This window comes from Lyngbya sp. CCAP 1446/10 (assembly GCF_026130175.1).
Lineage (GTDB): Bacteria > Cyanobacteriota > Cyanobacteriia > Cyanobacteriales > Microcoleaceae > Microcoleus.
The window spans coordinates 1-23625 of the sequence record NZ_JAIGNI010000068.1 but is presented as its reverse complement, the minus strand read 5'-3'; the positions used below and the strand labels follow the sequence as shown (position 1 = coordinate 23625).

At 46.0% G+C, this 23625-nt stretch carries 23 protein-coding genes; 13 read left to right on the top strand and 10 right to left on the bottom strand.

Features of this window, described 5'->3' with window-relative positions; all coding sequences use genetic code 11:
- Window positions 1-688 precede the first annotated feature (688 nt).
- Complete coding sequence (locus K4039_RS22900; RefSeq protein ID WP_265238820.1) at window positions 689-880, bottom strand: hypothetical protein; 192 nt, start codon at window positions 878-880, stop codon at window positions 689-691.
- Here K4039_RS22900 and K4039_RS22895 point away from each other — a divergent pair.
- From K4039_RS22895 to K4039_RS22870, 6 genes are all read left to right on the top strand, one after another.
- Window positions 879-1736 carry a HEAT repeat domain-containing protein gene (locus K4039_RS22895; RefSeq protein ID WP_265238819.1) on the top strand — a complete coding sequence of 286 codons (858 nt, stop codon included), beginning with the start codon at window positions 879-881 and terminating at the stop codon, window positions 1734-1736. The genes K4039_RS22900 and K4039_RS22895 overlap by 2 nt on opposite strands.
- A 276-nt stretch (window positions 1737-2012) precedes the next feature.
- Window positions 2013-3092: a glycosyltransferase family 4 protein gene (locus K4039_RS22890; protein ID WP_265238818.1), complete on the top strand. Its 1080-nt coding sequence runs from the start codon at window positions 2013-2015 to the stop codon at window positions 3090-3092.
- A 43-nt stretch (window positions 3093-3135) separates the two neighbouring features.
- Window positions 3136-3897, top strand: a complete 762-nt coding sequence (map, locus tag K4039_RS22885) for a type I methionyl aminopeptidase (protein WP_265238817.1) — start codon at window positions 3136-3138, stop codon at window positions 3895-3897.
- A 597-nt stretch (window positions 3898-4494) separates the two neighbouring features.
- Window positions 4495-5415 carry an LD-carboxypeptidase gene (locus K4039_RS22880; RefSeq protein ID WP_375339824.1) on the top strand — a complete coding sequence of 307 codons (921 nt, stop codon included), beginning with the start codon at window positions 4495-4497 and terminating at the stop codon, window positions 5413-5415.
- Between the two features lie 211 nt (window positions 5416-5626).
- Window positions 5627-6427, top strand: coding sequence for a hypothetical protein (locus K4039_RS22875; protein WP_265238816.1), 801 nt, complete (start codon window positions 5627-5629; stop codon window positions 6425-6427).
- Between the two features lie 39 nt (window positions 6428-6466).
- Window positions 6467-6736, top strand: coding sequence for a hypothetical protein (locus tag K4039_RS22870; protein ID WP_265238815.1), 270 nt, complete (start codon window positions 6467-6469; stop codon window positions 6734-6736).
- A 99-nt stretch (window positions 6737-6835) separates the two neighbouring features.
- On the opposite strand, the gene K4039_RS22865 is transcribed toward K4039_RS22870, so the two are convergent.
- Together K4039_RS22865 and K4039_RS22860 are read right to left on the bottom strand one after the other, a co-directional pair.
- Window positions 6836-7222: a hypothetical protein gene (locus tag K4039_RS22865; RefSeq protein ID WP_375339823.1), complete on the bottom strand. Its 387-nt coding sequence runs from the start codon at window positions 7220-7222 to the stop codon at window positions 6836-6838.
- Between the two features lie 168 nt (window positions 7223-7390).
- Complete coding sequence (locus K4039_RS22860) at window positions 7391-8032, bottom strand: DUF421 domain-containing protein (RefSeq protein WP_265238814.1); 642 nt, start codon at window positions 8030-8032, stop codon at window positions 7391-7393.
- Window positions 8033-8326: 294 nt separating this feature from the next.
- Between K4039_RS22860 and hemE the strand changes: the two genes are divergently transcribed.
- The 3 genes from hemE to K4039_RS22845 all read left to right on the top strand — a co-directional run bounded on the left by hemE (window position 8327) and on the right by K4039_RS22845 (window position 12813).
- A complete protein-coding gene (gene hemE / locus K4039_RS22855; RefSeq protein WP_265238813.1) occupies window positions 8327-9391 on the top strand; it encodes a uroporphyrinogen decarboxylase in 1065 nt (354 codons plus the stop codon).
- Between the two features lie 457 nt (window positions 9392-9848).
- On the top strand, window positions 9849-10814 hold the full coding sequence (locus K4039_RS22850) for an NAD(P)-dependent oxidoreductase (protein ID WP_265238812.1): 966 nt from the start codon (window positions 9849-9851) through the stop codon (window positions 10812-10814).
- Between the two features lie 400 nt (window positions 10815-11214).
- The gene (locus K4039_RS22845; protein WP_265238811.1) at window positions 11215-12813 is read left to right on the top strand and encodes a B12-binding domain-containing radical SAM protein; all 1599 of its coding nucleotides are present in this window, start codon (window positions 11215-11217) and stop codon (window positions 12811-12813) included.
- A 108-nt stretch (window positions 12814-12921) separates the two neighbouring features.
- Here the strand turns inward: K4039_RS22845 and K4039_RS22840 are convergent, their stop codons facing one another.
- Both K4039_RS22840 and K4039_RS22835 read right to left on the bottom strand, forming a co-directional pair.
- Window positions 12922-13302 carry a type II toxin-antitoxin system VapC family toxin gene (locus K4039_RS22840; RefSeq protein WP_265238810.1) on the bottom strand — a complete coding sequence of 127 codons (381 nt, stop codon included), beginning with the start codon at window positions 13300-13302 and terminating at the stop codon, window positions 12922-12924.
- Window position 13303: 1 nt separating this feature from the next.
- Complete coding sequence (locus K4039_RS22835; RefSeq protein WP_265238809.1) at window positions 13304-13525, bottom strand: DUF2281 domain-containing protein; 222 nt, start codon at window positions 13523-13525, stop codon at window positions 13304-13306.
- A 90-nt stretch (window positions 13526-13615) separates the two neighbouring features.
- Between K4039_RS22835 and K4039_RS22830 the strand changes: the two genes are divergently transcribed.
- Together K4039_RS22830 and K4039_RS22825 are read left to right on the top strand one after the other, a co-directional pair.
- Window positions 13616-14092: a Panacea domain-containing protein gene (locus tag K4039_RS22830; RefSeq protein WP_265238808.1), complete on the top strand. Its 477-nt coding sequence runs from the start codon at window positions 13616-13618 to the stop codon at window positions 14090-14092.
- On the top strand, window positions 14073-14507 hold the full coding sequence (locus tag K4039_RS22825; protein ID WP_265238807.1) for a hypothetical protein: 435 nt from the start codon (window positions 14073-14075) through the stop codon (window positions 14505-14507). Before K4039_RS22830 ends, K4039_RS22825 begins: the two co-directional genes overlap by 20 nt.
- A 103-nt stretch (window positions 14508-14610) precedes the next feature.
- On the opposite strand, the gene ftsH4 is transcribed toward K4039_RS22825, so the two are convergent.
- From ftsH4 to K4039_RS22810, 3 genes are all read right to left on the bottom strand, one after another.
- Window positions 14611-16476 (bottom strand): ATP-dependent zinc metalloprotease FtsH4, encoded by a 1866-nt coding sequence (gene ftsH4 / locus K4039_RS22820; protein ID WP_265238806.1) that lies wholly within the window; start codon window positions 16474-16476, stop codon window positions 14611-14613.
- 573 nt (window positions 16477-17049) lie between these two features.
- Window positions 17050-17592 carry a Rieske 2Fe-2S domain-containing protein gene (locus K4039_RS22815; RefSeq protein ID WP_265238805.1) on the bottom strand — a complete coding sequence of 181 codons (543 nt, stop codon included), beginning with the start codon at window positions 17590-17592 and terminating at the stop codon, window positions 17050-17052.
- Between the two features lie 694 nt (window positions 17593-18286).
- Window positions 18287-19132, bottom strand: a complete 846-nt coding sequence (locus K4039_RS22810) for a M48 family metalloprotease (protein ID WP_265238804.1) — start codon at window positions 19130-19132, stop codon at window positions 18287-18289.
- Between the two features lie 351 nt (window positions 19133-19483).
- Between K4039_RS22810 and K4039_RS22805 the strand changes: the two genes are divergently transcribed.
- Entirely contained in the window at window positions 19484-20848 is a 1365-nt protein-coding gene (locus K4039_RS22805) for a cell wall metabolism sensor histidine kinase WalK (protein WP_265238803.1), read from the top strand.
- Between the two features lie 173 nt (window positions 20849-21021).
- Window positions 21022-21585, top strand: coding sequence for a hypothetical protein (locus tag K4039_RS22800; RefSeq protein WP_265238802.1), 564 nt, complete (start codon window positions 21022-21024; stop codon window positions 21583-21585).
- 268 nt (window positions 21586-21853) lie between these two features.
- Here the strand turns inward: K4039_RS22800 and K4039_RS22795 are convergent, their stop codons facing one another.
- Both K4039_RS22795 and K4039_RS22790 read right to left on the bottom strand, forming a co-directional pair.
- Window positions 21854-23038, bottom strand: a complete 1185-nt coding sequence (locus K4039_RS22795; protein ID WP_265238801.1) for a GNAT family N-acetyltransferase — start codon at window positions 23036-23038, stop codon at window positions 21854-21856.
- A 169-nt stretch (window positions 23039-23207) separates the two neighbouring features.
- Window positions 23208-23525 carry a dihydrofolate reductase family protein gene (locus K4039_RS22790; RefSeq protein WP_321161645.1) on the bottom strand — a complete coding sequence of 106 codons (318 nt, stop codon included), beginning with the start codon at window positions 23523-23525 and terminating at the stop codon, window positions 23208-23210.
- Window positions 23526-23625: the final 100 nt, after the last annotated feature.

Sequence of the window (23625 nt, the reverse complement as noted above, 5' to 3'; positions counted from 1 at the left end):
GATAAATTTAGCTCGATCTTATATCAGATTTGGCGAAACATGATTAAATGGCGATCGATTTAACTTAAGTATGTAAATACAAATAAACATAGTGAAAATATTCAGTTTAGCAGGTCAAAATACACTCAAAAACCAGATTTCTCGTTGCCACTGCCAATCCCCCTTGTCCGAGTACCCGTTAAAATTAAGACAAAAGCGGCGCAGCAGCGACTAAACAGTTAAACTCACAGGTGATGGCACGCAGTGAGCAGCGAGCAACAATCGCCAGCCTCGCAGCGTCTGCATAGCAGGTAGGGGAGGCTTCGCTGGCAATCAACTTTCAAAGATGCCCCTGCTTTATGCGCAGCCGCCGTTATTGACGCAATTGTGTTAATGAGATCCGGCTCGCTGCCACCTCAAACCAGAATTTTTTGCGAGAAAGCGTGGTATTTGTGAGTTAGTTGGGCGCATAGCAGCTAGGATCGAGCTAACTCAAGGTTACACTAAAGCTCGTCATGCGGCGTTGCCTCTCAAAACCCCGATTGAGTCTTATGGCGCACTACCGCTCCACTGTATGTTTGTTCACCTGCATTGCCTGTCTGGGCGCTGCCTTCAGTCCAAGTGCGGACGGAAGGCAACAGATTGTCAATGCTTCCTACCAGGTTGTTTCTCAAGAAATTGCTCAGGCGGACTCTCCCCCGGACTCTAGTCAGGACTCCAATCCCCAAAAACCCTCTCCAGCGCCCAATAAAAACAAATCTAAGCCGTCCCAACCGCCAAAATCCAATTCCAAAATCCCAAAACCAATTTCCAAGATAATTGTCATTTTGTCGCACCAGCGGGGATTGTTAGTGTTGGGTTTGGCCGCAGTTGTCGTCACGGCAGCGGCAGTATTTATCATGCTGAAATTGGTTAGCAGTGGCGAGTCAAATAATTCTAATCGAAGACGGGTTCGAGGCGATCGCCAAAACCAAAGAAACCCTCGATTCACCAATCCCGATGCTCAGCAGACAAACTTGCGGGAAACACGAGAGCAACAGGTTTCTTCTGGGGGACTAAAACCGCTACCAGCATTGCCCTACCCTGTGAATTTCCCCAAGGGCTACAATGTCGAAAACACTGATCTGCCTTTACCGTTTATCCTAGAATCTGGGGAACTAGAATCGGAGGATGCGGGGGTAGAGGGCGATCGAATTAATTCCGACACTTGGCCCTTGGAAACTCAGAATAACGGCTACAGCGACACAGGTTTCAATATTCCCGAAACAGCTAATCGAGCCGATTCGCTAGCGAGTCGGAAGAAAGATATTTCCCATCCAGAAACAGATGGCAGACCTAAAGTTGATATTATTGAAGCACTGATTGAAGATTTGCAGCACTTAAATCCGGCAAAAAGGCGCAAAGCAATTTGGGAACTCGGCCAGCAGGGAGATTCCAGAGCAGTTGAGCCGTTGCTGGATTTACTAGGAAATTCTGACTCTAAGCAGTACAGTTTAATTCTGGCAAGTCTTTCGGAAATTGGCATTCGCACGCTCAAACCCATGAATAATGCCTGGTCAATTTCCTTGCAAAATGAAAACCCGGAAGTGCGGAAAAATGCGATTCGCGATTTGACACGGATTTACGAATTGGTGAATCAAATCAGTTACTTGTTGCACCGTGCGACGGATGATCCAGATGCAGAAGTTCAGGAGACTGCTCGCTGGGCTATTAATCAGTTGAATCGCATTCATCCGCGCTCTGGGAGGGATGATTAGTTATTGGGAATTGGGTAATTGGGCATTGGGAATTGGGAATTGGGAATTGGGAATTGGGAATTGGGAATTGGGAATTGGGCATTGGTCATTGGTCATTGGTCATTGGTCATTGGTCATCGGAAAATTATGATAACGTTTTATTGTGATTACTAATTACGAGTGTGGACGCTTGCACTGCAATCGGAAAATTATTATATCGATCGACGAAAACTTTATGATTATTGATAATATGCTAAAATAAGTGACTAATGACTAATGACTAATGACTAATAACGAATGATTAATAACTCTTTAAAATTATTGTTTCTATCAACTTCTGTCGGTCAACTCGGTTCTGGGTTGGGTGGCGGAGTTGAACTTACAGTGCTCAACACTGCTAAAGAATTGCAGCGTCGAGGCCATAAAATCACAGTGGTAGCACCGACAGGTTCAGTTTTAGAATCAATTCCAGTCGTCGGAATCACGGGCGATTTGCAAGTAACTGCCCAAACACAAGACTACCACGATCCGATTGTGATGCCGGCCGATTCTGTGCTGGCGAATATGTGGGAATATGCTCGCCATGTTCAGGATGAATGGGATCTGATTGTTAACTTTGCCTACGATTGGCTGCCATTTTATTTAACACCATTTTTTAATACTCCGATCGCACATTTTATCAGTATGGGCTCACTTTCGCGATCGCTCGATCGCATCGCCGGACAAATCGCCACCAAATTTCCGGGTACGCTGGGAGTTTGCACCCTTACCCAAGCCCAAACCTTTGCCTTTGGTAGCGAGTGTCAGTTAGTGGGAAGCGGTGGCATCGATTTATCGCTGTACGAATTTTGCAGCCAACCGGAACCAAAATTAGCTTGGCTAGGCCGCATCGCCCCGGAAAAAGGCTTAGAAGATGCAGTGGCGGCCGCGAAAATTACAGGCATTCCCCTGAAAATTATGGGCAAAATGCAGGATGAGGATTATTGGCAAAGAATTTGTGCAGATTACCCGGATGCTCCGGTAGAATATTTAGGGTTTCTGACAACAACCAAAATGCAAGAGCAAGTCCGTCAGTGCCGAGCATTGTTGATGACATCGCGTTGGGTGGAAGCTTTTGGAAATGTCGCGATCGAGGCTTTAGCGTGCGGTGTGCCCGTGATTTCCTATGAGCGCGGGGGCCCGGCGGAAATTGTTCGAGACGGGCTGACGGGCTTTTTAGTGGAGCCTGACAGTGTAAATGGGTTGGTAAGTGCGATCGACCGTTTAGACAAAATTGACCGCAGCGCTTGCCGGCGACAAGCAGAGGTAGAATACAACTTAGAAGCTGCCGGCGATCTTTTTGAAAGCTGGTTCAAATCTATTCTAAAATTGAGTTAAATAAACTCTTAATTAACCACAACAAAAGACCAGAAAAAAAACTATGGCAACTGAACGTTTAGTGCTTTTATCGAGCAGAGAAGTGGAAAAAATGCGTCAAGCTGGCCGCTTAGCAGCTCAGCTTCTGCTGCATCTCGAACCAATGATCAAACCAGGTGTCAGCACTCTGGCAATTAACGACGAAGCCGAACGTTGGACTTTAGCGCACGGCGCAACAAGTGCTCCGCTAGGTTATAAAGGATTTCCGAAATCTCTGTGCGCTAGTGTCAATGAAGTTGTCTGTCACGGCATCCCGAATGCGAAACAAATTCTCAGAAAAGGTGACATTATTAACATTGATGTAACGCCTTTAGTTGATGGCTATCATGGCGATACTTCTAAGACTTTCTTTGTTGGGGAACCTTCACCTATAGCTAAAAGGTTAGTTGAAGTAACTGAGGAATGTCTGAGAAGAGGAATTGCGGAAGTTAAGCCCGGTGCTCGTACTGGAGACATCGGTGCAGCAATTCAAGAATATGCAGAAGCCCAGGGTTTTTCAGTAGTGCGAAATTTTGCGGGACACGGCGTGCATCGCGTTTTTCACACTGAACCGGAAATTTTGCATTATGGCAAGCGGGGGACGGGAAAGAAGCTCAGACAAGGCATGGTTTTTACGATCGAGCCGATGATTAATGAGGGAACTTGGGATGTGGAAATTTTGGCCGATGGTTGGACTGCTATCACTAAGGATAAAAAGCTTTCGGCTCAATTTGAACACACTCTGGCTGTGACTGATTCTGGGGTGGAAATTTTGACTTTGCCGTAGGTGTTAAAGGTAGATATTAAATGTAAAAACCTGCCGAATCAACCCGCCGAAGAATAAGAAACCCGCCGAATGGAATTCGGGGCTACACAAACAATGTCCGCCTCCGCGGACTCGAAGAAACCTCGAAGAAACCTCGAAGAAACCTCGAAGAAACCTCGAAGAAACCTCGAAGAAACCTCGAAGAAACCTCGAAGAAACCTCGAAGAAGAAACCCGCCGAATGGAATTCGGGGCTACACAAACAATGTCCGCCTCCGCGGACTCGAAGAAACCTCGAAGAAACCTCGAAGAAACCTCGAAGAAACCTCGAATAAGAAACCTCGAATAAGAAACCTCGAATAAGAAACCCGCCGAATGGAATTCGGGGCTACACAAACAATGTCCGCCTCCGCGGACTCGAAGAAACCTCGAATAAGAAACCCGCCGAATGGAATTCGGGGCTACACAAACAATGTCCGCCTCCGCGGACTCGAAGAAACCTCGAAGCAACCTCGAAGAAACCTCGAAGAAACCTCGAATAAGAAACCCGCCGAATGGAATTCGGGGCTACACAAACAATGTCCGCCTCCGCGGACTCGAAGAACAGATAATAAGTAATATGAAATGGCTACAACCGGGAGATTTGCTGAGGGTAATTGCACCTAGCGGCGCGCTTCGAGAATTGATTAACTTTGAACGCGGTTTGGAAATTTGGAAATCCCGCGGCTATCGCATTGAATTAACACCCGGTTTTGCCGATCGCACTGGCTACTTGGCCGGCTCCGACGAAAACAGAGTCCTACAGCTTGCAGATGCCCTCAGTGACCCGGATTGTCGCGGTATTCTGTGTGCTAGAGGCGGTTTCGGCAGCACTCGACTTTTGGAAAAAGGCAAAGTGGGCGATTGGGCAAATTCCGGGTTTCCTACTCCCGATTCCCATGCGCCGAAATGGTTAATCGGCTTTTCTGACATTACGGCTTTGCTGTGGAATAACGATAAATTAGGCATTTGGGGCGTTCACGGGCCGATGCTGACAACTTTGGGCGCGGAACCGGATTGGTCTGTCGATCGACTTTTTGACTATATCGAAGGCCGTCCCTTACAATCTTTGCAAGGTAAGGGATGGGCTGGTTGCAAGGCTTCGGGGCGGTTGTTTCCGGCGAATCTGACGGTGGCTACTCATTTGCTCGGAACCCCGTATCAACCGGATTTGACGGGTGTTATTCTCGCATTTGAGGATGTTTCCGAGGCTCCTTACAGGGTCGATCGGATGCTGACTCAGTGGCGGATGGCGGGGGCTTTTGCGGGGGTGCGGGGGATTGCTTTGGGGCGCTTTAGTCGCTGCGAGGTTGGCCCGGATAGTCTTAGTTTTAGCATTGATGAGGTTTTGCGCGATCGGCTTTTAAACCTAAATATTCCGATTGTCTCGGATTTGCCATTTGGCCACGAAGGGGTTAACGCTGCTTTACCGATGGGAATTGAGGCGAGTATCGACGGTGAATCGGGATTGCTGATTTGTGGGGATACATCGCAACTTTAAAAGCTGCATCAACGTCTATAAGTTTGTAGGGTGCGTCATGGGAAAAATTATTAGTCTGCGGTTAAAAAAATCAGCCCTGACGCACCCCAAAATAACGAAAGTTGAGACTAATGGTTGAGACGGTGGGCAGAAATTACATTTAAAATGGATTGTGTATGCAAATGTCCGCGACAAGAATGCAAAAAAATTTTATAACTTTCCAGAGGTTGACATGAAAAAACACAACTTGTTAAACAGTATTGCTGCCGCTGTGCTAGTTACAGGATTGGCACTTACGGCGATTCCATCAAATGCAGTTGCTGAACAGATACAAAATAACGATCGCATAAATGGAGTAATCCGCCGCACTTCCCCGATTTACCGTTTCAGAAATATGTGGACACCGGGAAATCCGACGGAAGAATTGCGGGGTCAAGAATATACTTTCAGCGCGCGGGAAGGCGACAACATTGAAGTTTTTTTAGATACAGATAGAAGTCGCGGTTTTACTCCCGTGATGGTACTATTTTACGGAAACAACAAACAAGTCGCTTTTACGCAAGACCGTTCTTTTAACTATCAAATTCCCCGCAGCGGTGATTACAAGCTTTTGGTGTTGGCGAAAGATGCTGCGAGGGGCGGTAACTACACGGTGGAAGTTGCGGGAATTGATGGTGGCGACAGACGGACTAGCAATAGGCGCGATGACAGAAACGACAGGGGCCGAGACAGCCGTGGCTATGATGGAGAACGGATTTTGCGGGATGATTTTGGCTTGAACCCGATCGACTGTCGCCTCAGACGTACTATGGTAAGAGTAAAATTTGATGATGCCGACAGGGACGGGACGTATTGTGCTGTACCGACTCGCCAGTATCCGCAGGGAGACTATTATTACAATTCGCGGACTAGGAATTTAGATTCGGCGAGGAATGATGATGGTAGATTCGATCGCTCTAATGATGATAGCAGGTTCGATCCAAGTCGAGATCAATGTCGCGTATCTGTAGGCGGAGTGTGTGTGACTAGGTAATTTCGTTTGTTTCGTTGGGGCGGGTTTTACAAACCATCAATGAGTCAAACCAACCATCTCAAAAACCCGCCCCAAACACCGCGACTATGGAAGTATTTTCACAAAAACCCGGTTTCTGACTACTCATACGTTCAGGATTATTGGTATATTAATAATATTAATGATGTGGCAAAATCTATGAGTGTTAAAGAACTTGAAACAGCAATTATGAACTTGTCAGTTAAGGAACTATCCGAACTAAAGGCTTGGCTGATAGAGTATCACCAACAAGTCTGGGATCGGCAAATTGAAGACGATGTTGATCTGTAAATCCTGTGTCTACTACAAACTCGATAGATAAGTCTGGACGATTTGGGAAACGAAATTGCACAGCAACAGTGGGGTGTCCGTCATTTACAATACCAGAAATCACTTGCTAACACGCTCCATAACACCGCCTAGGGAAGCCGCAACATTGTATCCGATTCGGATACCAAAAAGCCTAGGGTTTGGATGCTTTTTGCTGAGGTTCCGCGCTGCTTGCAAGCCATTTTTGTCAACTTCATACTCACCTGTCTCAATGTCGATAATCACCATTTTACCAATATTGTTTTCTGACTCTACTTTTTCACGGATGGTGCTTTCATAAAGTTGCTTCGCAAGCTTTGCGACTTCTTCGTGGCTTAATAGGATTGTTTGCATAAAGAACTTCCTAGCACTACTTTGCCTTCTAGAACTTTCTTCATTATATCTTAAGGATGGGTAGATAAAAGAAAAAGGCGGCTGACAGCCACCTTTTTTGTTGTTTCTATTCAATTAGTTTACCCAGCCAGTGGGGAGTTAACCTCTGGGATACCACAAGCGCTGCAAAATATTAGTTTCCATTCAATTAGTTTCCATACAAAACAGATCCCGCAATTGCTTTCCTTCGGATCGCTACGCTAACGGGCCTCGCAATGACAGACAATAGCTGGTGCCGATCGACTAAGCTACATCTTGGAGAGCCGATCGCGAATTGTTCGGAGATTTTTTGACAACGCTCATGCTGCCGTCGGTTTCCAGCACGACTGCTTCGATTTCTTCGATCGACGCGCAGCCCGTCCCCCGAATCGCCGCCCGAATTTCCGATTCACTCACGCGCTGCTGCCGCATCGCCACAGGCAGAAATTGGCCTTGGTTGAGCAGCATAGTAGGTTCGGCTTTGATCAGATTTTTTACCCACTTTACCCGCACGGCAAGCCACGTGACGATGAATTGCAGCCCGATGAGTAAGCCGAGGGCGACAACGCCCTCGACGAAGGAAACGTCTTTTGACATGACGATAGTCGCCAGCGTCGAACCGAGCGCGATGGTAACGATGAAATCGAAGGCATTCCACTTCGACAGAGTTCGCTTGCCGGAGACTCGCAGCAAAAAAATCAGCACGACGTAAGCGGAAACGCCGATCGTCAAAATCCGAATCAATTCAAACCAATTGTCAAAAAACATATTTTTATTTTGCCGTCCTGATTTTTGGCGCTTTGCTGCTGCAAAGAGTGCTAGATGCTTTGTCTGCTTGATGTCGGCGTCGCGCATTCTGTTAGTTTCGATTGTCATTGTAACAGAAGGGTCGAGGTGAAAATTCATTCCTTAGCAATAGTTTCAGCTATTAAGGATGCCTTGACCAAAGCACAGGGGATTTAAGCCCCCACCTTTAGGTGGATTGTTTTTAGACAGGGGATTTAAGCCCAGCCTAAAAACTTCACTGTCAACTGTCAACTGTCAACTGTCAACTGTTAACGTGCCAGAAGGTTGCTATCGAACTCAGGCGATTGCCTCATCTCCCTCCCCGCCGACAGATGAATTTTTTGTCAAAAAGGACGATCGCACAATGGTAAGCTACCAAAGGCATTGAAATATCTAAGTCAGAGAAAAGTTAAAATGTCGGTATTAAACGAAGTTCCCTTACTGTTGCGGGCAGCCCGCGGCGAAACCCTAGACCGCCCGCCCGTGTGGATGATGCGCCAAGCCGGTCGCTACATGAAGGCCTATCGAGATTTGCGAGAAAAGTATCCCTCGTTTCGCGAACGTTCTGAAATTCCCGAAGTTGCGATCGAAGTTTCCCTTCAGCCGTGGCGCGCGTTTCAACCCGACGGCGTAATTCTGTTTTCCGATATCGTCACCCCAATGCCCGGTTTGGGCATCGACATGGACATCGCCGAAGGCAAAGGCCCGATTATCCACGAACCCATCCGCACTCAAGAACAAATCGACAACCTCCAACCGCTGAACCCGGAAGAAAGTTTGCCTTTTATCAAAACAATCCTCCAATCCCTGCGCGCGGAAGTAGGCAACAAATCCACCGTGCTCGGTTTTGTCGGCGCGCCTTGGACGCTGGCGGCCTATGCCGTTGAGGGTAAAGGTTCTAAATATTATGCCATCATCAAAAACATGGCATTTTCCGATCCAACTTTACTGCATCAGTTGCTGTCGAAATTCGCCGATGCGATCGCAGTTTATATGCGCTACCAAATCGACTGCGGCGCGCAAGTAGTACAAATGTTCGACTCCTGGGCCGGCCAAATGTCCCCCCAAGACTACGAAACATTCGCCCTACCATACCAAAAACAGGTATTCGATCAAGTCAAAAAAACCCATCCCGACACCCCGCTAATTCTGTTAGTCAGCGGTAGTGGCGGCCTCCTCGAACGGATGACAAAATCCGGCGCGGATATCATCAGCGTCGATTGGACAGTTGACATGGCCGACGCCCGCCAACGTTTGGGCCCCAACATGAACGTTCAGGGAAATCTCGATCCCGGCGTATTGTTTGGTTCTCATGGGTTTATTCGCGATCGAATTCTTGATACAATTCGCAAAGCGGGCCCGCGCGGACACATCCTCAACTTAGGACACGGCGTATTACCGGGAACCCCCGAAGACAACGTGCGTTTCTTCTTTGAAACCGCCAAACAAGCCGACAAATTGCTCGCAGTTACTGCTTAAATTGTGATTTGATTGCGATATTCGTAGGGACACGGCAATGCCGTCTCCCTACCGTCGAAACAACACACAATATTCGTAGGGACACGGCATTGCCGTCTCCTTCCGTGCCAACAACACATATATATTTGTGGACAAAACACACAATATTTGTAGGGAAACGGCATTGCCGTCTCCTTCCGGGCCAACAACACACAATATTTGTGGACAAAACACACAATATTTGTAGGGAAACGGCATTGCCGTCTCCTTCCGTGCCAACAACACACAATATTCGTAGGGAAACGGCATTGCCGTCTCCTTCCGGGCCAACAACACACAATATTTGTGGAAACAACACACAATATTTGTAAGAAAGAGGACACGGCAGTGCCGTTTCCCTACCGTGGAAAGAGGACACGGCAGTGCCGTTTCCCTACCATCAAAAACCCTCATTTCTCCCCTCTTCCCCTCCGACAAAATGAACCCCAAAAAAATTTTTGTGACGGGTGCAAGTGGCTGTATCGGTCACTACATGGCCGAAACCTTGATTCAACAGACAAACCACGAACTTTACCTATTAGTTCGCAACCCAGACAAGCTAAAATTTGACTGGAAAGCTCGCCCCGGCATCAATATCATACAAGGCGACATGAAAGATATCGATCGCCATGCCGAACTCCTGCAAACAATAGACGTAGCAATTTTAGCCGCCACAGCTTGGGGAGGAACCCAAGAAGTTTTTGATGTCAACGTCACCAAAACCCTGCGCCTAATTCAACTACTTTCGCCCCAGACTTGCCAACAAGTAATATACTTTTCAACAGCCAGCATCCTCGGTAGAGACAACAACTTGCTCAAAGAAGCCGGGGAACTGGGAACAGATTATGTTCGATCCAAATACGATTGCATGACGCAATTATCGACCTTGACAAATGTGCCTCCGATTACCGCACTTTACCCAACCTTAGTATTGGGAGGAGATGCAGAAAAACCCGTTTCTCACCTATCATCCGGTTTGCCACTTGTCGCCAAATGGATAGGTTTGATTCGCTGGTTTAAGGCAGATGGCAGCTTTCACTTCATCCACGGCGCAGATATTGCCACAGTCGTTAATTACTTAGTAGAACATCCCCCAGCTTCTGAGGAGACGCGACATTTTGTGCTAGGAAATCCGGCGATTACCGCGAACCAAGTTGTCGAACAAGCTTGCAAATATTTGCATAAACAGATATTTTTTCGGATCACTCTGTCAGCTTGGCTAGCCGATTTCTTTATCTGGCTGTTCCGAATTCAGATGGCTGCTTGGGACAGATTTTGTATCAGCTACCGCCATTTTACCTATCAAAATCTTGTCAATCCCGAAAGCGTTGGACTGCCGAGTTATTGCGCCACAGTTGCTGATATGTTAAGAACTAGCGGGATTCCCGATAAAAATGCAAAGTAGCGCGTACACTCCGCACCAATAATCGGACGATGCTCAAAGCCCATCCCACAAGAAAGATTGTGGGACGTTGCTCAGAGCATCGTCCCTAATTATTTTTGTAATTCAAGTCTACTGTTTCAAATTCTTTTTTGCCTGATTCCCATGCTGTTTAAATGCGATTATCGTCAATCAACTATGAAATACGATAAGATATCAGCATTTGCGGGCTTTGACAAGAGACTGCAAATTTATTAAATTGCGCCGATTATCTTCGTGTTAGGGGGTATCGCCCCTCGCCGGATAGTCGATCGCGCGCCAGATCGTAATTTTAGCCTTAAAATTAAGTCTTGAGAGTCGATCGAACTCTCACGCCCCGCCAGCCCGATCGCAAGTTGTTTACTGATGTGAGGTTTAACATAATATGCGAGTTCTTCTAGTTTACCCCCTGTTCCCGAAAACATTTTGGTCTTACGAGAAAATCCTAGAATTAGTCGATCGCCAAGTGCTGCTTCCACCGCTGGGTTTGGTAACAGTAGCAGCTATTCTACCCCAAGAATGGGAATTTAAGTTAGTCGATCGTAACATCCGACAAATCACCGAAGCAGAATGGGAATGGGCAGAGCTCGTTATTCTGTCCGCAATGATTGTCCAAAAAGAAGACTTGCTAGACATCATCCGCGAAGCCAAACGGCGCGGTAAATCCGTAGCCTGCGGCGGCCCTTATCCAACCTCCGTACCCGAAGAACCCCAAGCAGCGGGCATCGATTACCTGATTCTCGACGAAGGCGAAATCACCCTACCCATGTTCGTCGAAGCAATCGGGCGCGGTGAAAAAAGTGGAATATATCGATCGGACGGCGTAAAACCCGATGTTACCACAACCCCGGTTCCCCGCTTCGACTTGCTCGAATTAGACTGCTACGATTCGATGTCAATTCAATTTTCGCGAGGTTGTCCCTTCCAGTGCGAATTCTGCGATATCATCGTCCTCTACGGTCGCAAACCCCGCACCAAAAACCCCGAACAATTAATCGCAGAACTAGACTGTCTCTACAACCTAGGTTGGCGGCGCGGCGTGTTCATGGTAGACGACAACTTTATCGGCAACAAACGCAATGTCAAACTGTTGCTAAAAGAGTTAGAAGTTTGGCAAATAGAACACAAATTCCCTTTCAACTTCAACACAGAAGCATCCATCGATTTAGCGGAAGACCAAGAATTGATGGATATGATGGTGAAGTGTCATTTCAATGCAGTCTTCCTGGGAATTGAAACCCCCGACGAAGAAAGCCTGCAAATGACCAAGAAATTCCAAAACACCCGCAATTCTCTGATAGAATCCGTAGAATTAATTGCCAAATCCGGCTTGCGAGTCATGGCTGGATTCATCATCGGATTCGACGGCGAAAAAGCAGGTGCAGGCCAACGCATTGTCAACTTCGCCGAAGCAGCAGCAATTCCGAGTACAACCTTTGGAATGTTGCAAGCTTTGCCTCATACTGCATTGTCCCACAGACTAGCAAAAGAAGGCAGATTGCGCGACAAATCCGGCAACCTGAATCAGACTACATTGATGAACTTCATTCCCACGCGGCCACTAGAAGATATCGCCAGGGAATATGTCCAAGCATTTTCTGATGTGTACGATGCTGAGAAATACTTAGACCGCACCTACCGCCACTTCTTGATGTTGGGTGCACCTACAGCAGATATACCTTCAAGAATCCCCAGTTGGATCGACTTGCGAGCACTGCTAACTGTAGTTTGGCGACAAGGAGTCAAGCGTTCAACTCGGTGGAAGTTCTGGCATCATTTGTTCAGCATTATCAGACGCAATCCGGCGGTTTGGGATCACTATTTAACAGTGTGCGCTCACAACGAGCACTTCCTAGAATACCGTCAAATTGTGCGGGATGAAATCGAAGAACAATTAGCCGAGTTTTTAGCTGACGAAGCTCAACAAGCGCAGCAAAAAGCGCTGATAGCTTCTATTGCCGAAAAACAAGTGCAAGTAGTTTAAGATTCGATAATTAAACCGAATACCCAAATACCGACTTTTTCAAGAAATTAGGTATTTGGGTATTCTTTTTTGTTGGTAGGCTTACTGATAAAAAAATCACCTTATTCATCACCAAACCCGCTGAATTGGATAAGCATCAAAAGCTTCATCCCGACTAATCAAAACCAGCGAATGATTTATCGTCTGTGCTACTAAAATCCGATCAAAAGGGTCTCGGTGATGCAGAGAAAGACCCGTGTAAATCTCAGTATCTTCAAATGTAATTGGTAGAATTTGAGCGTTAATGTATTGCAATTCTTGGGGAATGTCTTCAAATGGTCTATTCAGTTGAAGTTTACCGACATTAATTTTAATCGAAATTTCCCAAAGGCTGGCAATACTAAAATACAAATTTGTTTTAGTATCAATCGCTTCTTTCGCTTTACTACCTAGATTGGAATCGCCAAGTAAGTACCACAGAAAAGCATGAGTATCTAAAAGGAATTCCATGTTACATATATTCCTTTAAATCTTCCAGCGGTTGATCGAAATCATCAGACATAACGATTTGACCAGCCCAACTACCATAACCATGAGGTTGTTCAAGTTGTTCTGGAGATGATTCAGTTTTTGCGTGTTTCTCAAGTAAATATTTTGCATAATGCAAAATCTCTTGTTTTAGAGATTCTGGCATCTTGACGACTGTTTGAAAAATCTGTAGATCGATAGTCATGGTTTATGTGAAAATTTTACTATGGGATATTCACTCATCATACTGTAATTTATGATATCATAGAATCCAAAACATATTGACTCGAATTGTATGACCACAATAACTACAATAACAACAGCATCCCAACTAGCAGATTACTATATTTGGTTTGCCAATGACGTAGGCTCCTACCTCAGCAACCACAAGCTACAAAAACTATTGTTTTATGCCCAAGCATGGTATCTAGCCTTTGAAGATAAACCACTTTTTGATGAAGATTTTGAAGCCTGGGTGCACGGGCCGACTATCCCGGCTTTATTTTACGAATACAAAGAAGAATTTGGGTTTAAGCCAATTCTCAAAGAAGTCGAAAAACCAGAGCTTCCAGAAGACGTACAAGAGTTTTTGGACGAGTTATCCGATGAGTATTTCTTTTGCGACGCCTATGAGTTGGAATTGATGGTGCGTCGCGAAGACCCTTGGATTAAAGCGAGAGGTAACTTGCCAAGAGATGAACCCTCTCATGCTATTATTTCTAAGGAATCAATGAAAAAATTTTACAAAACCCGTGTCATCGAAGAAACCTAAAAAGGCAGATATACGCCGCCAGCCATCCTTATCTAGTATCAAACGTCAAGATGTAAAAATACCGGAAGGAGTTAGTTTTTCTTTCAGATATTATCAGGATGACAAAGATAAATTTTCACTAGCTGGCCGAGATTCTAGATATCTAGCGTCTCTTTTGAGAAGGTTACGGGATTTATCACAATTGAACTCTCAAGAAATCATTAATAATCAGAGTAAAAGCCTGCGCTGTCATGGCATAGCATGGCAAGATACAACTGAGCCTAATGGTTTTGGGATTCCCAATGAAGCTATGCTAGTAAATATCCCCTACCAGTTTCAAATATCTGCTAATGAATACGGTAGGGTGCATGGATTTTTTAGTGAAAATATTTTTTATATTGTTTGGCTAGACCCAGACCACAATCTTTATAGTTGAACTTATTATAAATCTTGGCGTAGTCAATCAAAAAACGCAGATGATATTGCGTTCATCTGCGTTCATCTGCGTTCATCTGCGGTTTAATTAAACCCTTTTAAACTCAAGCCACTACCTTATCTACAGGCTTGACTTGAGTCAGGAATTCGTGCAGTTTTTCACCTTCAATCACCTCAGTTTCCAACAGTTGCGAGGTAATTGTTTCCAACAATTCCCGATTAGCTTTCAGAATATCCAAAGCTTGTGTGTGCGCGGTTTCCACAATTTCTTTGACTTCTTGGTCGATCGCCTCAGCAGTTTGGGCACTGACAGCGCGGCGGGCATTTCCCATACCATCGCCGAGGAAAGATTGTTGAGAGCGATCGTAAGCTAGAGGCCCCAAAACCTTACTCATACCGTAAGTTGTCACCATTCTCTCGGCTAAATCTGTCGCCTTTTGCAAGTCGTTAGAAGCGCCGGTGGTGATGCTACCGAAGACCACTTCTTCAGCCGATCGCCCTCCTAGCAGTGTAGCAATCTGACCGCGCAACTCCGACTCATCCAACAAGAAACGGTCTTCAGTCGGTAACTGCAACGTGTAACCCAATGCAGCCATACCGCGCGGCACGATCGAGATTTTCGCCACTTCGCCACCGCCCGTCATCAAAGCCCCAACCATCGCGTGTCCGACTTCGTGGTAAGCCACAATCTTTTTCTCTTTTTCGTTGAGCACTCGGCTCTTCTTTTCCAAGCCAGCCACAACGCGCTCAAACGCCTCTAAAAAGTCTTCCTGTGCCACAGCGAGGCGCTTGTTACGCGCCGCTAGCAAGGCAGCTTCATTGACCAAATTTGCCAAATCTGCGCCCGAAAAACCGGGGGTGCGAGTGGCGATCGCCTTCAAATCAATATCCGGGCCCAACTTCACCGTTTGAGAGTGAATGTTCAAAATTGCTTCGCGGCCAGATAAATCCGGGCGATCGACCAAAACTTGGCGATCGAAACGACCAGGACGCAACAAAGCAGCATCCAAACTTTCCGGGCGGTTAGTTGCAGCCAGCACAATTACCGTAGTATTGCCCGCAGCAAAACCGTCCATTTCAGTTAACAATTGATTCAGAGTTTGTTCGCGTTCGTCATTACCGCCGTACATACCGCCGGTGCTGCGAGATTTGCCGATCGCATCCAACTCATCAATGAAAATAATACAAGGAGCCTGTTTTTTCGCCTGCTCGAATAAATCTCTAACTCTCGCAGAACCGACACCTACAAACAGTTCCACAAACTCCGAACCGGAGATGCTAAAAAACGGTACGCCCGCTTCACCAGCCACCGCCTTTGCTAACAGAGTTTTCCCAGTTCCCGGAGGCCCGACTAACAGCACGCCCTTCGGAATTCGCGCGCCAATTGCCGTAAATTTGTCGGGAGTTTTCAGGAATTCCACAACTTCGACTAATTCAGTTTTAGCCTCTTCTACTCCTGCTACGTCAGCAAAAGTAATCTTCGCTGATTCGCCTTCGACGTAGACCTTAGCCTTACTTTTGCCGATCGACAGCGCACCCTGCGGCCCGCCACCCTGCCTGTTCATGAAAAATTGAAATATTGCCACAAAAATCAGCGGCGGAATCACCCAACTCAAAACACTGCCGATCCAGCCATTTTTAGAAGGGGGAGTTGCCGCAAATTCAACGCCTTTTTCTTGCAAAAGTTTAGGCAGATCCAGGTCAAAAATTGGCGTAGTTGACAGCACTTGACCGGGTGTGTCGCCTTCGCCTTTGAGTTGGTAGCGAATTTCATTTTGCCCTACCGAAGCTCTCACCACATCTTGTTCTTGAACCTGATGCACGAACAAGCTGTAAGGTACTTGCGGAATTTGTGGCCCGAATAAATTGGGCAAAAAGATGTTTGCTAGCACAAACAAACTTGATAGCAATAACAAGACATTGCTAATTAGCCGAAAACGAGGGGGTTGGGGCTGGTCTTTAATTGCCATTGATAACTGTCGTCCTTTAATTTAAACCAGTTTTATTCATCTATTTTGTCATTAAATACGCACGCGGTGTCAAGCGGATTTCCTCACTCGGTTAGTTCGGTTAACCGATTTTAAATTTGAGATTTTAGGTTTGAGACTAATATTTTAAATTAATTTTTAAGATTTTAGACTTGATATTTTTGAGGGTTGGCGATTGGTTGAGGAACTTTTTTCGCTCTTGTGAAAGTGGGTTTGATGAAAATCTGTCGATCGTTCCGAGAGTCCGACAGGGGTTGAAAACCCCTGTCTCATAGCTAAAGTCCTCTTTAAGAGGACTTTAGAAATTCGTCGTTTAAATTTAGTCTTAACTTTCAAAAATAGGTGTTGCTGATTTACGGTATGAAAGGCTAAATATGCAATTCATAAAAACCAGTGTCTACAAAGCTTCTGGATTTTGAAATTATTTATTTCATACCCTGATTTTCTCGTTGATTTTATTTAAGAAGAAGCTTTTTGCTGAAAATTCACAATCTGAAACTGTCTCGCTTGAGGCAGTTTCAGGAGAGGGGGGGTAGTTGAGCAATTACCAATTTTTTAATCTTTAATGGTTGAGCGCGGATCGATCGCAGGTTTGCGAGCCACTAAACGGATTTGATTTTGCTTCACCACTACTGTCACCAGCGGTAGGGAACGCTTAGCAGGGCCTTTAATAACTCGACCTTGAGCGTCGAACTGAGAACCATGACAGGGACATTCAAAGCGCGATCGCTCTGTTTTCCACTCCACAGTACACCCTAAATGCGTACACACAGGATTAATACCATATTCCGCAATCTTCGGCCCCTCATTAATCACCAAATAAGCAACTTTTGGCAATCCTTTCACCAGTACAGGAATCCCCGCTTTTGCGTTAGGAAGGAATGCAGAAACCTCAATAGGTTTTTCCTCACTATCTTCTGCCCTTACTCCCGGCAGATAATTTTCACACTGGGAATTGTAGGGAAATGCAGAACAAAGGTTTTCTAAGTCAACTTTTTCTTCGCTTTGTCCCGCTGTGGGAAAAAGTAACCCAATAGCAAGGCTTCCCGCTGTCCCAGTCACCATATATTGCAAGAATTGTCGCCGATTTCTGACCATAGTGTGAGCCTTCTGCCTTGGCTGTGAATAAGTCAAACTTCTTAAGGCTTTTTTACCTTAATTTGTGTAATCATAGCACTCTGCTAACCATCAGTGCTATACATTTTAGACATTGAGAGCCAGGTAATTTTTCTGGCTCTTCTAGAGTAGTTATGACAAATTAATAACAAAAAAGAGTTAGTAAGCAAAGTAATTTTAAAATTTAATTAACTAAAGTTCTTTTATGAAGCTTGACTTAAGGGGTATTTTATGGTATTAATATTTTAATTTTGAACTATAAAAACAAATTTTTAAGAAAATGCCATCTAACTCACTGCTTCATTTTATGGCGTTGCTTAATCAGGGTATGAAATAAATAATTTTAAAATCCAGAAGCTTTGTAGATGCTGGTTTTTATGAATTACATATTTAGCCTTTCATACCGTAAATCAGCAACGCCAAATACATTAAAAATGCGAGGGCTGGCTCGCAATCAGCTTACAGAGGGTGTAAAAAACTGTCCGAAGCATTGAGAATCAACTGTCGGATTTAACCGAATCCGAGCTATGAGACAGGAGTTTAAGCCCCTACCAAACTAACAAACTACGGGTTGAATTTCCTTTAATTATCGAAGATAAAACCATTATTTTCAACCTTCCAATTGTCCGATCGCCCTTATTCAGCGCCATCCCTTGTCCGACTTTGCAATCAGCAACTAACCGCCTGACACATTCTTAGCAAACTCTTCGCGTCCAGACACCAAATTAGCTGGAACGCCGTTAGGGTAATTTTGCGCGATTAAAGCTTGCAACTTTTGAACTCGATTTTCAGGATTCGGGTGAGAGCTCAAAAACTCCGGCGGCGCTTCGCCATTCCTAGCAGCACCGAGAATTTGCATCACCTCAACAATACCTTTAGGATCGTAACCCGCCTCCGTCATAAACCGAAAACCGAGCCGATCGCTCTCAAGTTCATCTGCTCTACCGTAGCGCAAACCCACAACTTGATTGACAGCTTGAGCAATTAATGCAGCCTGTTGTCCGTTACCGCGATCGTCGCTAGCAGCCACTCCAACCGCCGTCACCAAAGACCTGCCAAGTTGCTGTTTTGCAAGGTGTTCCGCAGCGTGTCGTCCCACAACGTGACCGCTCTCGTGCCCCAGTACAGCGGCCAATTGAGCCTCAGAATTCAAGCGCCGCAGCAGTCCGGCGGTAATAAAAACTTGTCCCCCTGGGAGAGCAAAAGCATTAACAGTTTTGGGGTCTCGCAGCAGGTGGAATTCAAACGGATAACCCGCTTTTTTCGCCTCCGAACCGTTGACAACTTTTTCTCCTACTCTCTCGACATACTGCTGAAGTGTTTGGCTAGGATAAAGCCCGCCGTATTGAGCCGCCATTTTGTCTCGCGCCTCCAATCCCAAAACTACCTCTTGGCGGGGAGAAAGCTGCACTCGCTGTTTCTCTCCAGTTACGGGATTTTGTACGTTACTGGTAAAATAGGTGATTGCCCCAAAAAATGCCATTAATAAGCCGATCCCGAATCGGAATAAAAATCTATTCACAGTCGTTTACCTAAAAAGTTTAGCCAGTACCCTACCAGACTAACAGCTATCTCCACATCTGTCTGAAGTATTAATAATGGAAAGTTGTTAGAGATTTTTTGGGATAATTTGCGAACCAGGCTTTTTTTTGAACGAACCGCGAAGACGCAGTACGCGAAGCGGCGCGTAAGCGTTAGGACACTAAGAAAGAGAAGAAGAGAAGAAGAGAAGAACGTTATAGTTGTGAATGGTTCGTTAATAGTTACTTAATGGTTATTAGTTCAGCATCGTTTGAAGATAATCTAGCTCTTTTTTTCCTTCTTCCTTCTTCCTTCTTCCTTCTTCCTTCTTCCTTCTTCCTTCGCACGCAATATGTTTCAGACTACCCGCCGCCGCCTTGCTATTTGGTACACTGCTGTTACTGCTGTGTTGTTACTTGTATTTGCGACTGGTTTCTATTTCTACGTTCGCAATACTTTGATCGATCGCATTGACGACACTCTTAATCACGTGGCGGAAATAGTTGAGCGCACTCTCGTGATCGAACCGCTAACTTCCCCGACTGCGGGAAATAAAACTAAGTCGCAAGTGAACATTAAAGCTAGTTTTCGAGATAGCAGTGATGCTGTGGAAGATGACCACATTGATTTAGAATGGTTCAGTCCTACGGGCGAGTTGCTGTGGTCTACTTTGTCGGAACCGCTGAATATTCCGATCAACGCTAAGCGCACTGGCGAAACCGTTTGGGTAATTAACAATAAGTTGCAGTCCGATCAAAACAATTCTCTCAGACAAGTGACGCAGCGTGTGGAAATCGGTCGCCAAGTTTTGGGATATTTGCGAGTCAGTCATCCTTGGTTTGAAGTGACAAAACCGATTCGACAATTAATTCTCGATTTGATTTTGGGGGCTGGTTTAACTCTAATTTGTGTGGCGGCTATTGGTTGGCTGTTGTCGGGATTGGCGATCGCACCTGTCCGAGAATCCTACAGTCGTCTTAAACAGTTTACCGCCGATGCTTCCCACGAACTCAGAAATCCGATCGCCACTATTCAACTTAACGTCCAAGTCGCTTTGGCGGAACCGGATATCGAACCGCAGCAACACCAACAGCTACAGGTTATCGAACGCCTGACGCGCCGTTTGGGGCGGTTGGTTGACGATTTGCTGTTTTTGGCCAGACAAGACAGCGGAATCGTGCAGCAGCAGTGGGTTGATGTACCTCTGGATGCTTTGTTGATGGAGGTAATTGAAGAACAACTGGCGATCGCCCTTACCCAAAATCTCTCTCTTTGTTTGGAAATAGTCGATCGACCAAACGCTGATGATAACTTTACCGTCTTGGGCGACTGGGATCAACTAGCGCGACTGTTTACCAATCTTGTCAGCAACGCCGTGCAGTACACACCATCGGGTGGCGAAATTCAAGTACAATTGCAGCTTGCAACTAAAAACAAAAGAAATGCGTCCGCGCTCAATTCTGGACTGCAAATCAAAGTCACAGACACCGGCATGGGGATTTCCCCGGAAGCATTACCGCATTTGTTCGATCGATTTTACCGCGCCGATCCCGCCCGCACCCACCGCAGCGCCGCCGGTTCCGGTTTAGGATTAGCTATCTCCAAAGCCATTGTCGAAAATCATCGCGGCCAAATCCGCATTGACAGCCAAGTCGATCGAGGAACCGTTGTTACCGTCACCATCCCCGCCCACAAATCAGCAGAAATTCGCCTCTAAATCTCTCTCTTCCCCTCTTCCTCTGCGTGCTCTGCGGTACATCCAAAAAATCTATCCCTCAAACCCTTATTCTTTCTACCTCACGCCCAAACCCAGCTATTAAAATTCATTTCCGGTATAGATTACCATGCTATTTGTTAGAAAATCTCGATCGAACTTGTGAGGAGTTATTTATGTTTCGCCACCATCCACCGTTCAAAAAAATCAGCTTGTTAGCCGCCACCTGCGGGGGTTTACTCGTCAGTCTCGCGACACTTTCCCAAGCAGGCGGCCCCCCGCCCCAACAAGGAAAACCCGTTTCCCAACCCGCTGCTACTCCCGCAGGAAAGCCCGTCAGCGAACCGATGCCTACTGTAAGTCCCAGCCCCAACGAGATGCCCTCAAAACCGACAACAGACGCGCCTCCGCGCTTCCCGCTGCCCGGTGCGCGAGTTACGCCCGTAGAAGGCACGGTAGTAATTAAACTGGTGAATACTACTAATGCCCTCATCAATTATCAAATCGTAGGCGTTACCCCACCGCGCACTCTGGGCGAACAATCGGAAATTGTGCTCAAAAACATCAAAGTGCCAATCACCCTCACTTACCAGCGTCCAGACGGCGGATTGCTACTGGTTCGCCCGCAAGCCACGGCGATGCGGGGAATGTTGCAGGTGAGTTTTGGCGCAACAACTGATTTGGGCGCTGATACAAAATCGCTGGAAATTCAAGAAGATGGGAGAGTATTTTTGAATTAGTCATTAGTCATTGGTCATTAGTCATTGGTCATTGGTCATTGGTCATTGGTCATTGGTTATTAGTCATTGGTTATTACTCTTAACGATATCCAATGTCTAATGTTTAATGTCTAATTCCCTACCGGATGAAATAGAGAAATAGAGGACACGGCAGTGCCGTTTCCCTACCGATGAAATTAACTGGTTCCCAGATAGAGCCTGGGAACCAATTCCCAATTCCCAATTCCCAATTCCCAATTCCCAATTCCCAATTCCCAATTCCCAATTCTCAAGAATCTTCCTGATTAAAAGGCAAATCCTGATTAACTAAATCAATTTCCTCCTGTTCCCTTTCATTGATTTGACCAATATAAGACTTCAGAATTTGCGCGAGACGGTTGTTGTAAAATCTGTGCAAACTGTAGTTAGGCATCGCTGGAAAACCGCGCCGTTTTTTGTGCCGCCCGCCCGCACCCGGATCGAAGGTTTGGATGCCGCGATCGATCGCCCATTCGATCGGTGTATAGTAACAAGCATCGAAGTGTAAGCAGTCAATTTCCTGCAAACTGCCCCAATAACGCCCGTAAAGTCGATCGCCCTTATACAAACAAAAAGACATACCCACAGGCTGTCTATCATCTTCCTTATCGTAGGCGGCGACAAACAAAACGCGATCGCGATAATTATGGTGCAACTGTTCAAAAAATTGCTTAGTCAGATACTTGCTACCCCACCAACCAAACTTATCGCAAGTATTCTCATAAAAAGCATACATTTGACCAAACATCGGTTGGGGAATTTCATCACCCGTCAGAGTTTTCAGCAACAAACCAGCTTTGTCAACAGCCTTGCGTTCGCGTTTGATATTGCGGCGCTGGTTAGCATTAAAAGCGCCTAAATAACCGTCAAAATTTTGATAGCCTTGATTTTGCCAAATATAGCTATGGTGCATCCAAGTGCTGAAACCGTGGCGTTCCATTCTTTCGCGCCATGCCGGATCGACATACAGGAAATTGCAACCGGAGATATTATGGCGATCGCAAAAATGGTCGATCGCGCTTACCATTATTCCTGTTAACTCATCCTCATCTTCCCCCGGCGCAATCAAAAACCGATAGCCTTCAGCGGGAGTAAACGGTGTCATTCCCATCAACTTCGGATAATATTGTACACCCAAACGTTGAGCTAAATCGGCCCACTGATTGTCAAATACAAATTCGCCGTAGCTGTGGCTTTTGACATAAAGCGGCGCACAAGCAATCAACTGTTTGTCTCGCCAGACTGTCAAGTGATGTGGTAGCCAACCGTTTTTACCTGTCGCGCTACCGGAGATTTCGAGATTGTTTAGCCAATCCCATTCCATAAAAGGAGTTTTTAGGGGCATCGCCAAGGCATCCCACGACGCTTGCGGGATTTCGCCTATTTTGCTAATCCAGGCTACAGAATATTGTTGAGTCTTTGGCTGTTGCAGCATAGGGAGATTTGTGCGTAGAGCGATCGAACTTCATTTAAGTTAATACAATCTCTCCTGCTTGTGTAATTATTGGCCACAGGCAAGATGCCTGTGCCACTTCTGTTGTGGGGTGGGCTTCTAGCCCGCCACAGGCAAGATGCCTGTGCCACTTCTGTTGTGGGGTGGGCTTCTAGCCCGCCCCAACTCTATAATGCAAAAACACCTCTTGTCCCACCTGTTTAACCGCCAAAAGCTCTAATTTCGGAGCCACATCCGCCAAAAAACCCTTTCCCTCAACCGGAGTTGGCGCATCCACTCCGCCCAAAATTAACGGGCACACCGTCAGCCAAAGTTCGTCAACCAAGCCCGCAGCGACCACAGACGCTACCAGTTTTCCCCCGCCCAGAATTGCCAAGCGTTTGATACCCAAGCTGGCTAGCTGTTGAAACGCATCAATCCAATCAATTTCTCCATCCGTTGTTTTAGCATGGATAGTGCGATCGAACATCGAAGGAAGAAGGAAGAAGGAAGAAGGAAGAAGGAAAGAGGAAGAAGGAATAAGCGAATTACTTGGAGTTTGACTCTCCCCCTCTCCCCCTCTCCCCCTC

Coding starts and splice junctions, on each gene's coding strand:
- K4039_RS22895 (WP_265238819.1), top strand. CDS start 879: ATGCTGAAATTGGTTAGCAGTGGCGAGTCAAATAATTCTAATCGAAGA.
- K4039_RS22900 (WP_265238820.1), bottom strand. CDS start 880: ATGATAAATACTGCCGCTGCCGTGACGACAACTGCGGCCAAACCCAAC.
- K4039_RS22890 (WP_265238818.1), top strand. CDS start 2,013: ATGATTAATAACTCTTTAAAATTATTGTTTCTATCAACTTCTGTCGGT.
- map (WP_265238817.1), top strand. CDS start 3,136: ATGGCAACTGAACGTTTAGTGCTTTTATCGAGCAGAGAAGTGGAAAAA.
- K4039_RS22880 (WP_375339824.1), top strand. CDS start 4,495: ATGAAATGGCTACAACCGGGAGATTTGCTGAGGGTAATTGCACCTAGC.
- K4039_RS22875 (WP_265238816.1), top strand. CDS start 5,627: ATGAAAAAACACAACTTGTTAAACAGTATTGCTGCCGCTGTGCTAGTT.
- K4039_RS22870 (WP_265238815.1), top strand. CDS start 6,467: ATGAGTCAAACCAACCATCTCAAAAACCCGCCCCAAACACCGCGACTA.
- K4039_RS22860 (WP_265238814.1), bottom strand. CDS start 8,032: ATGAATTTTCACCTCGACCCTTCTGTTACAATGACAATCGAAACTAAC.
- hemE (WP_265238813.1), top strand. CDS start 8,327: ATGTCGGTATTAAACGAAGTTCCCTTACTGTTGCGGGCAGCCCGCGGC.
- K4039_RS22850 (WP_265238812.1), top strand. CDS start 9,849: ATGAACCCCAAAAAAATTTTTGTGACGGGTGCAAGTGGCTGTATCGGT.
- K4039_RS22845 (WP_265238811.1), top strand. CDS start 11,215: ATGCGAGTTCTTCTAGTTTACCCCCTGTTCCCGAAAACATTTTGGTCT.
- K4039_RS22840 (WP_265238810.1), bottom strand. CDS start 13,302: ATGGAATTCCTTTTAGATACTCATGCTTTTCTGTGGTACTTACTTGGC.
- K4039_RS22835 (WP_265238809.1), bottom strand. CDS start 13,525: ATGACTATCGATCTACAGATTTTTCAAACAGTCGTCAAGATGCCAGAA.
- K4039_RS22830 (WP_265238808.1), top strand. CDS start 13,616: ATGACCACAATAACTACAATAACAACAGCATCCCAACTAGCAGATTAC.
- ftsH4 (WP_265238806.1), bottom strand. CDS start 16,476: ATGGCAATTAAAGACCAGCCCCAACCCCCTCGTTTTCGGCTAATTAGC.
- K4039_RS22815 (WP_265238805.1), bottom strand. CDS start 17,592: ATGGTCAGAAATCGGCGACAATTCTTGCAATATATGGTGACTGGGACA.
- K4039_RS22805 (WP_265238803.1), top strand. CDS start 19,484: ATGTTTCAGACTACCCGCCGCCGCCTTGCTATTTGGTACACTGCTGTT.
- K4039_RS22800 (WP_265238802.1), top strand. CDS start 21,022: ATGTTTCGCCACCATCCACCGTTCAAAAAAATCAGCTTGTTAGCCGCC.
- K4039_RS22795 (WP_265238801.1), bottom strand. CDS start 23,038: ATGCTGCAACAGCCAAAGACTCAACAATATTCTGTAGCCTGGATTAGC.
- K4039_RS22790 (WP_321161645.1), bottom strand. CDS start 23,525: ATGTTCGATCGCACTATCCATGCTAAAACAACGGATGGAGAAATTGAT.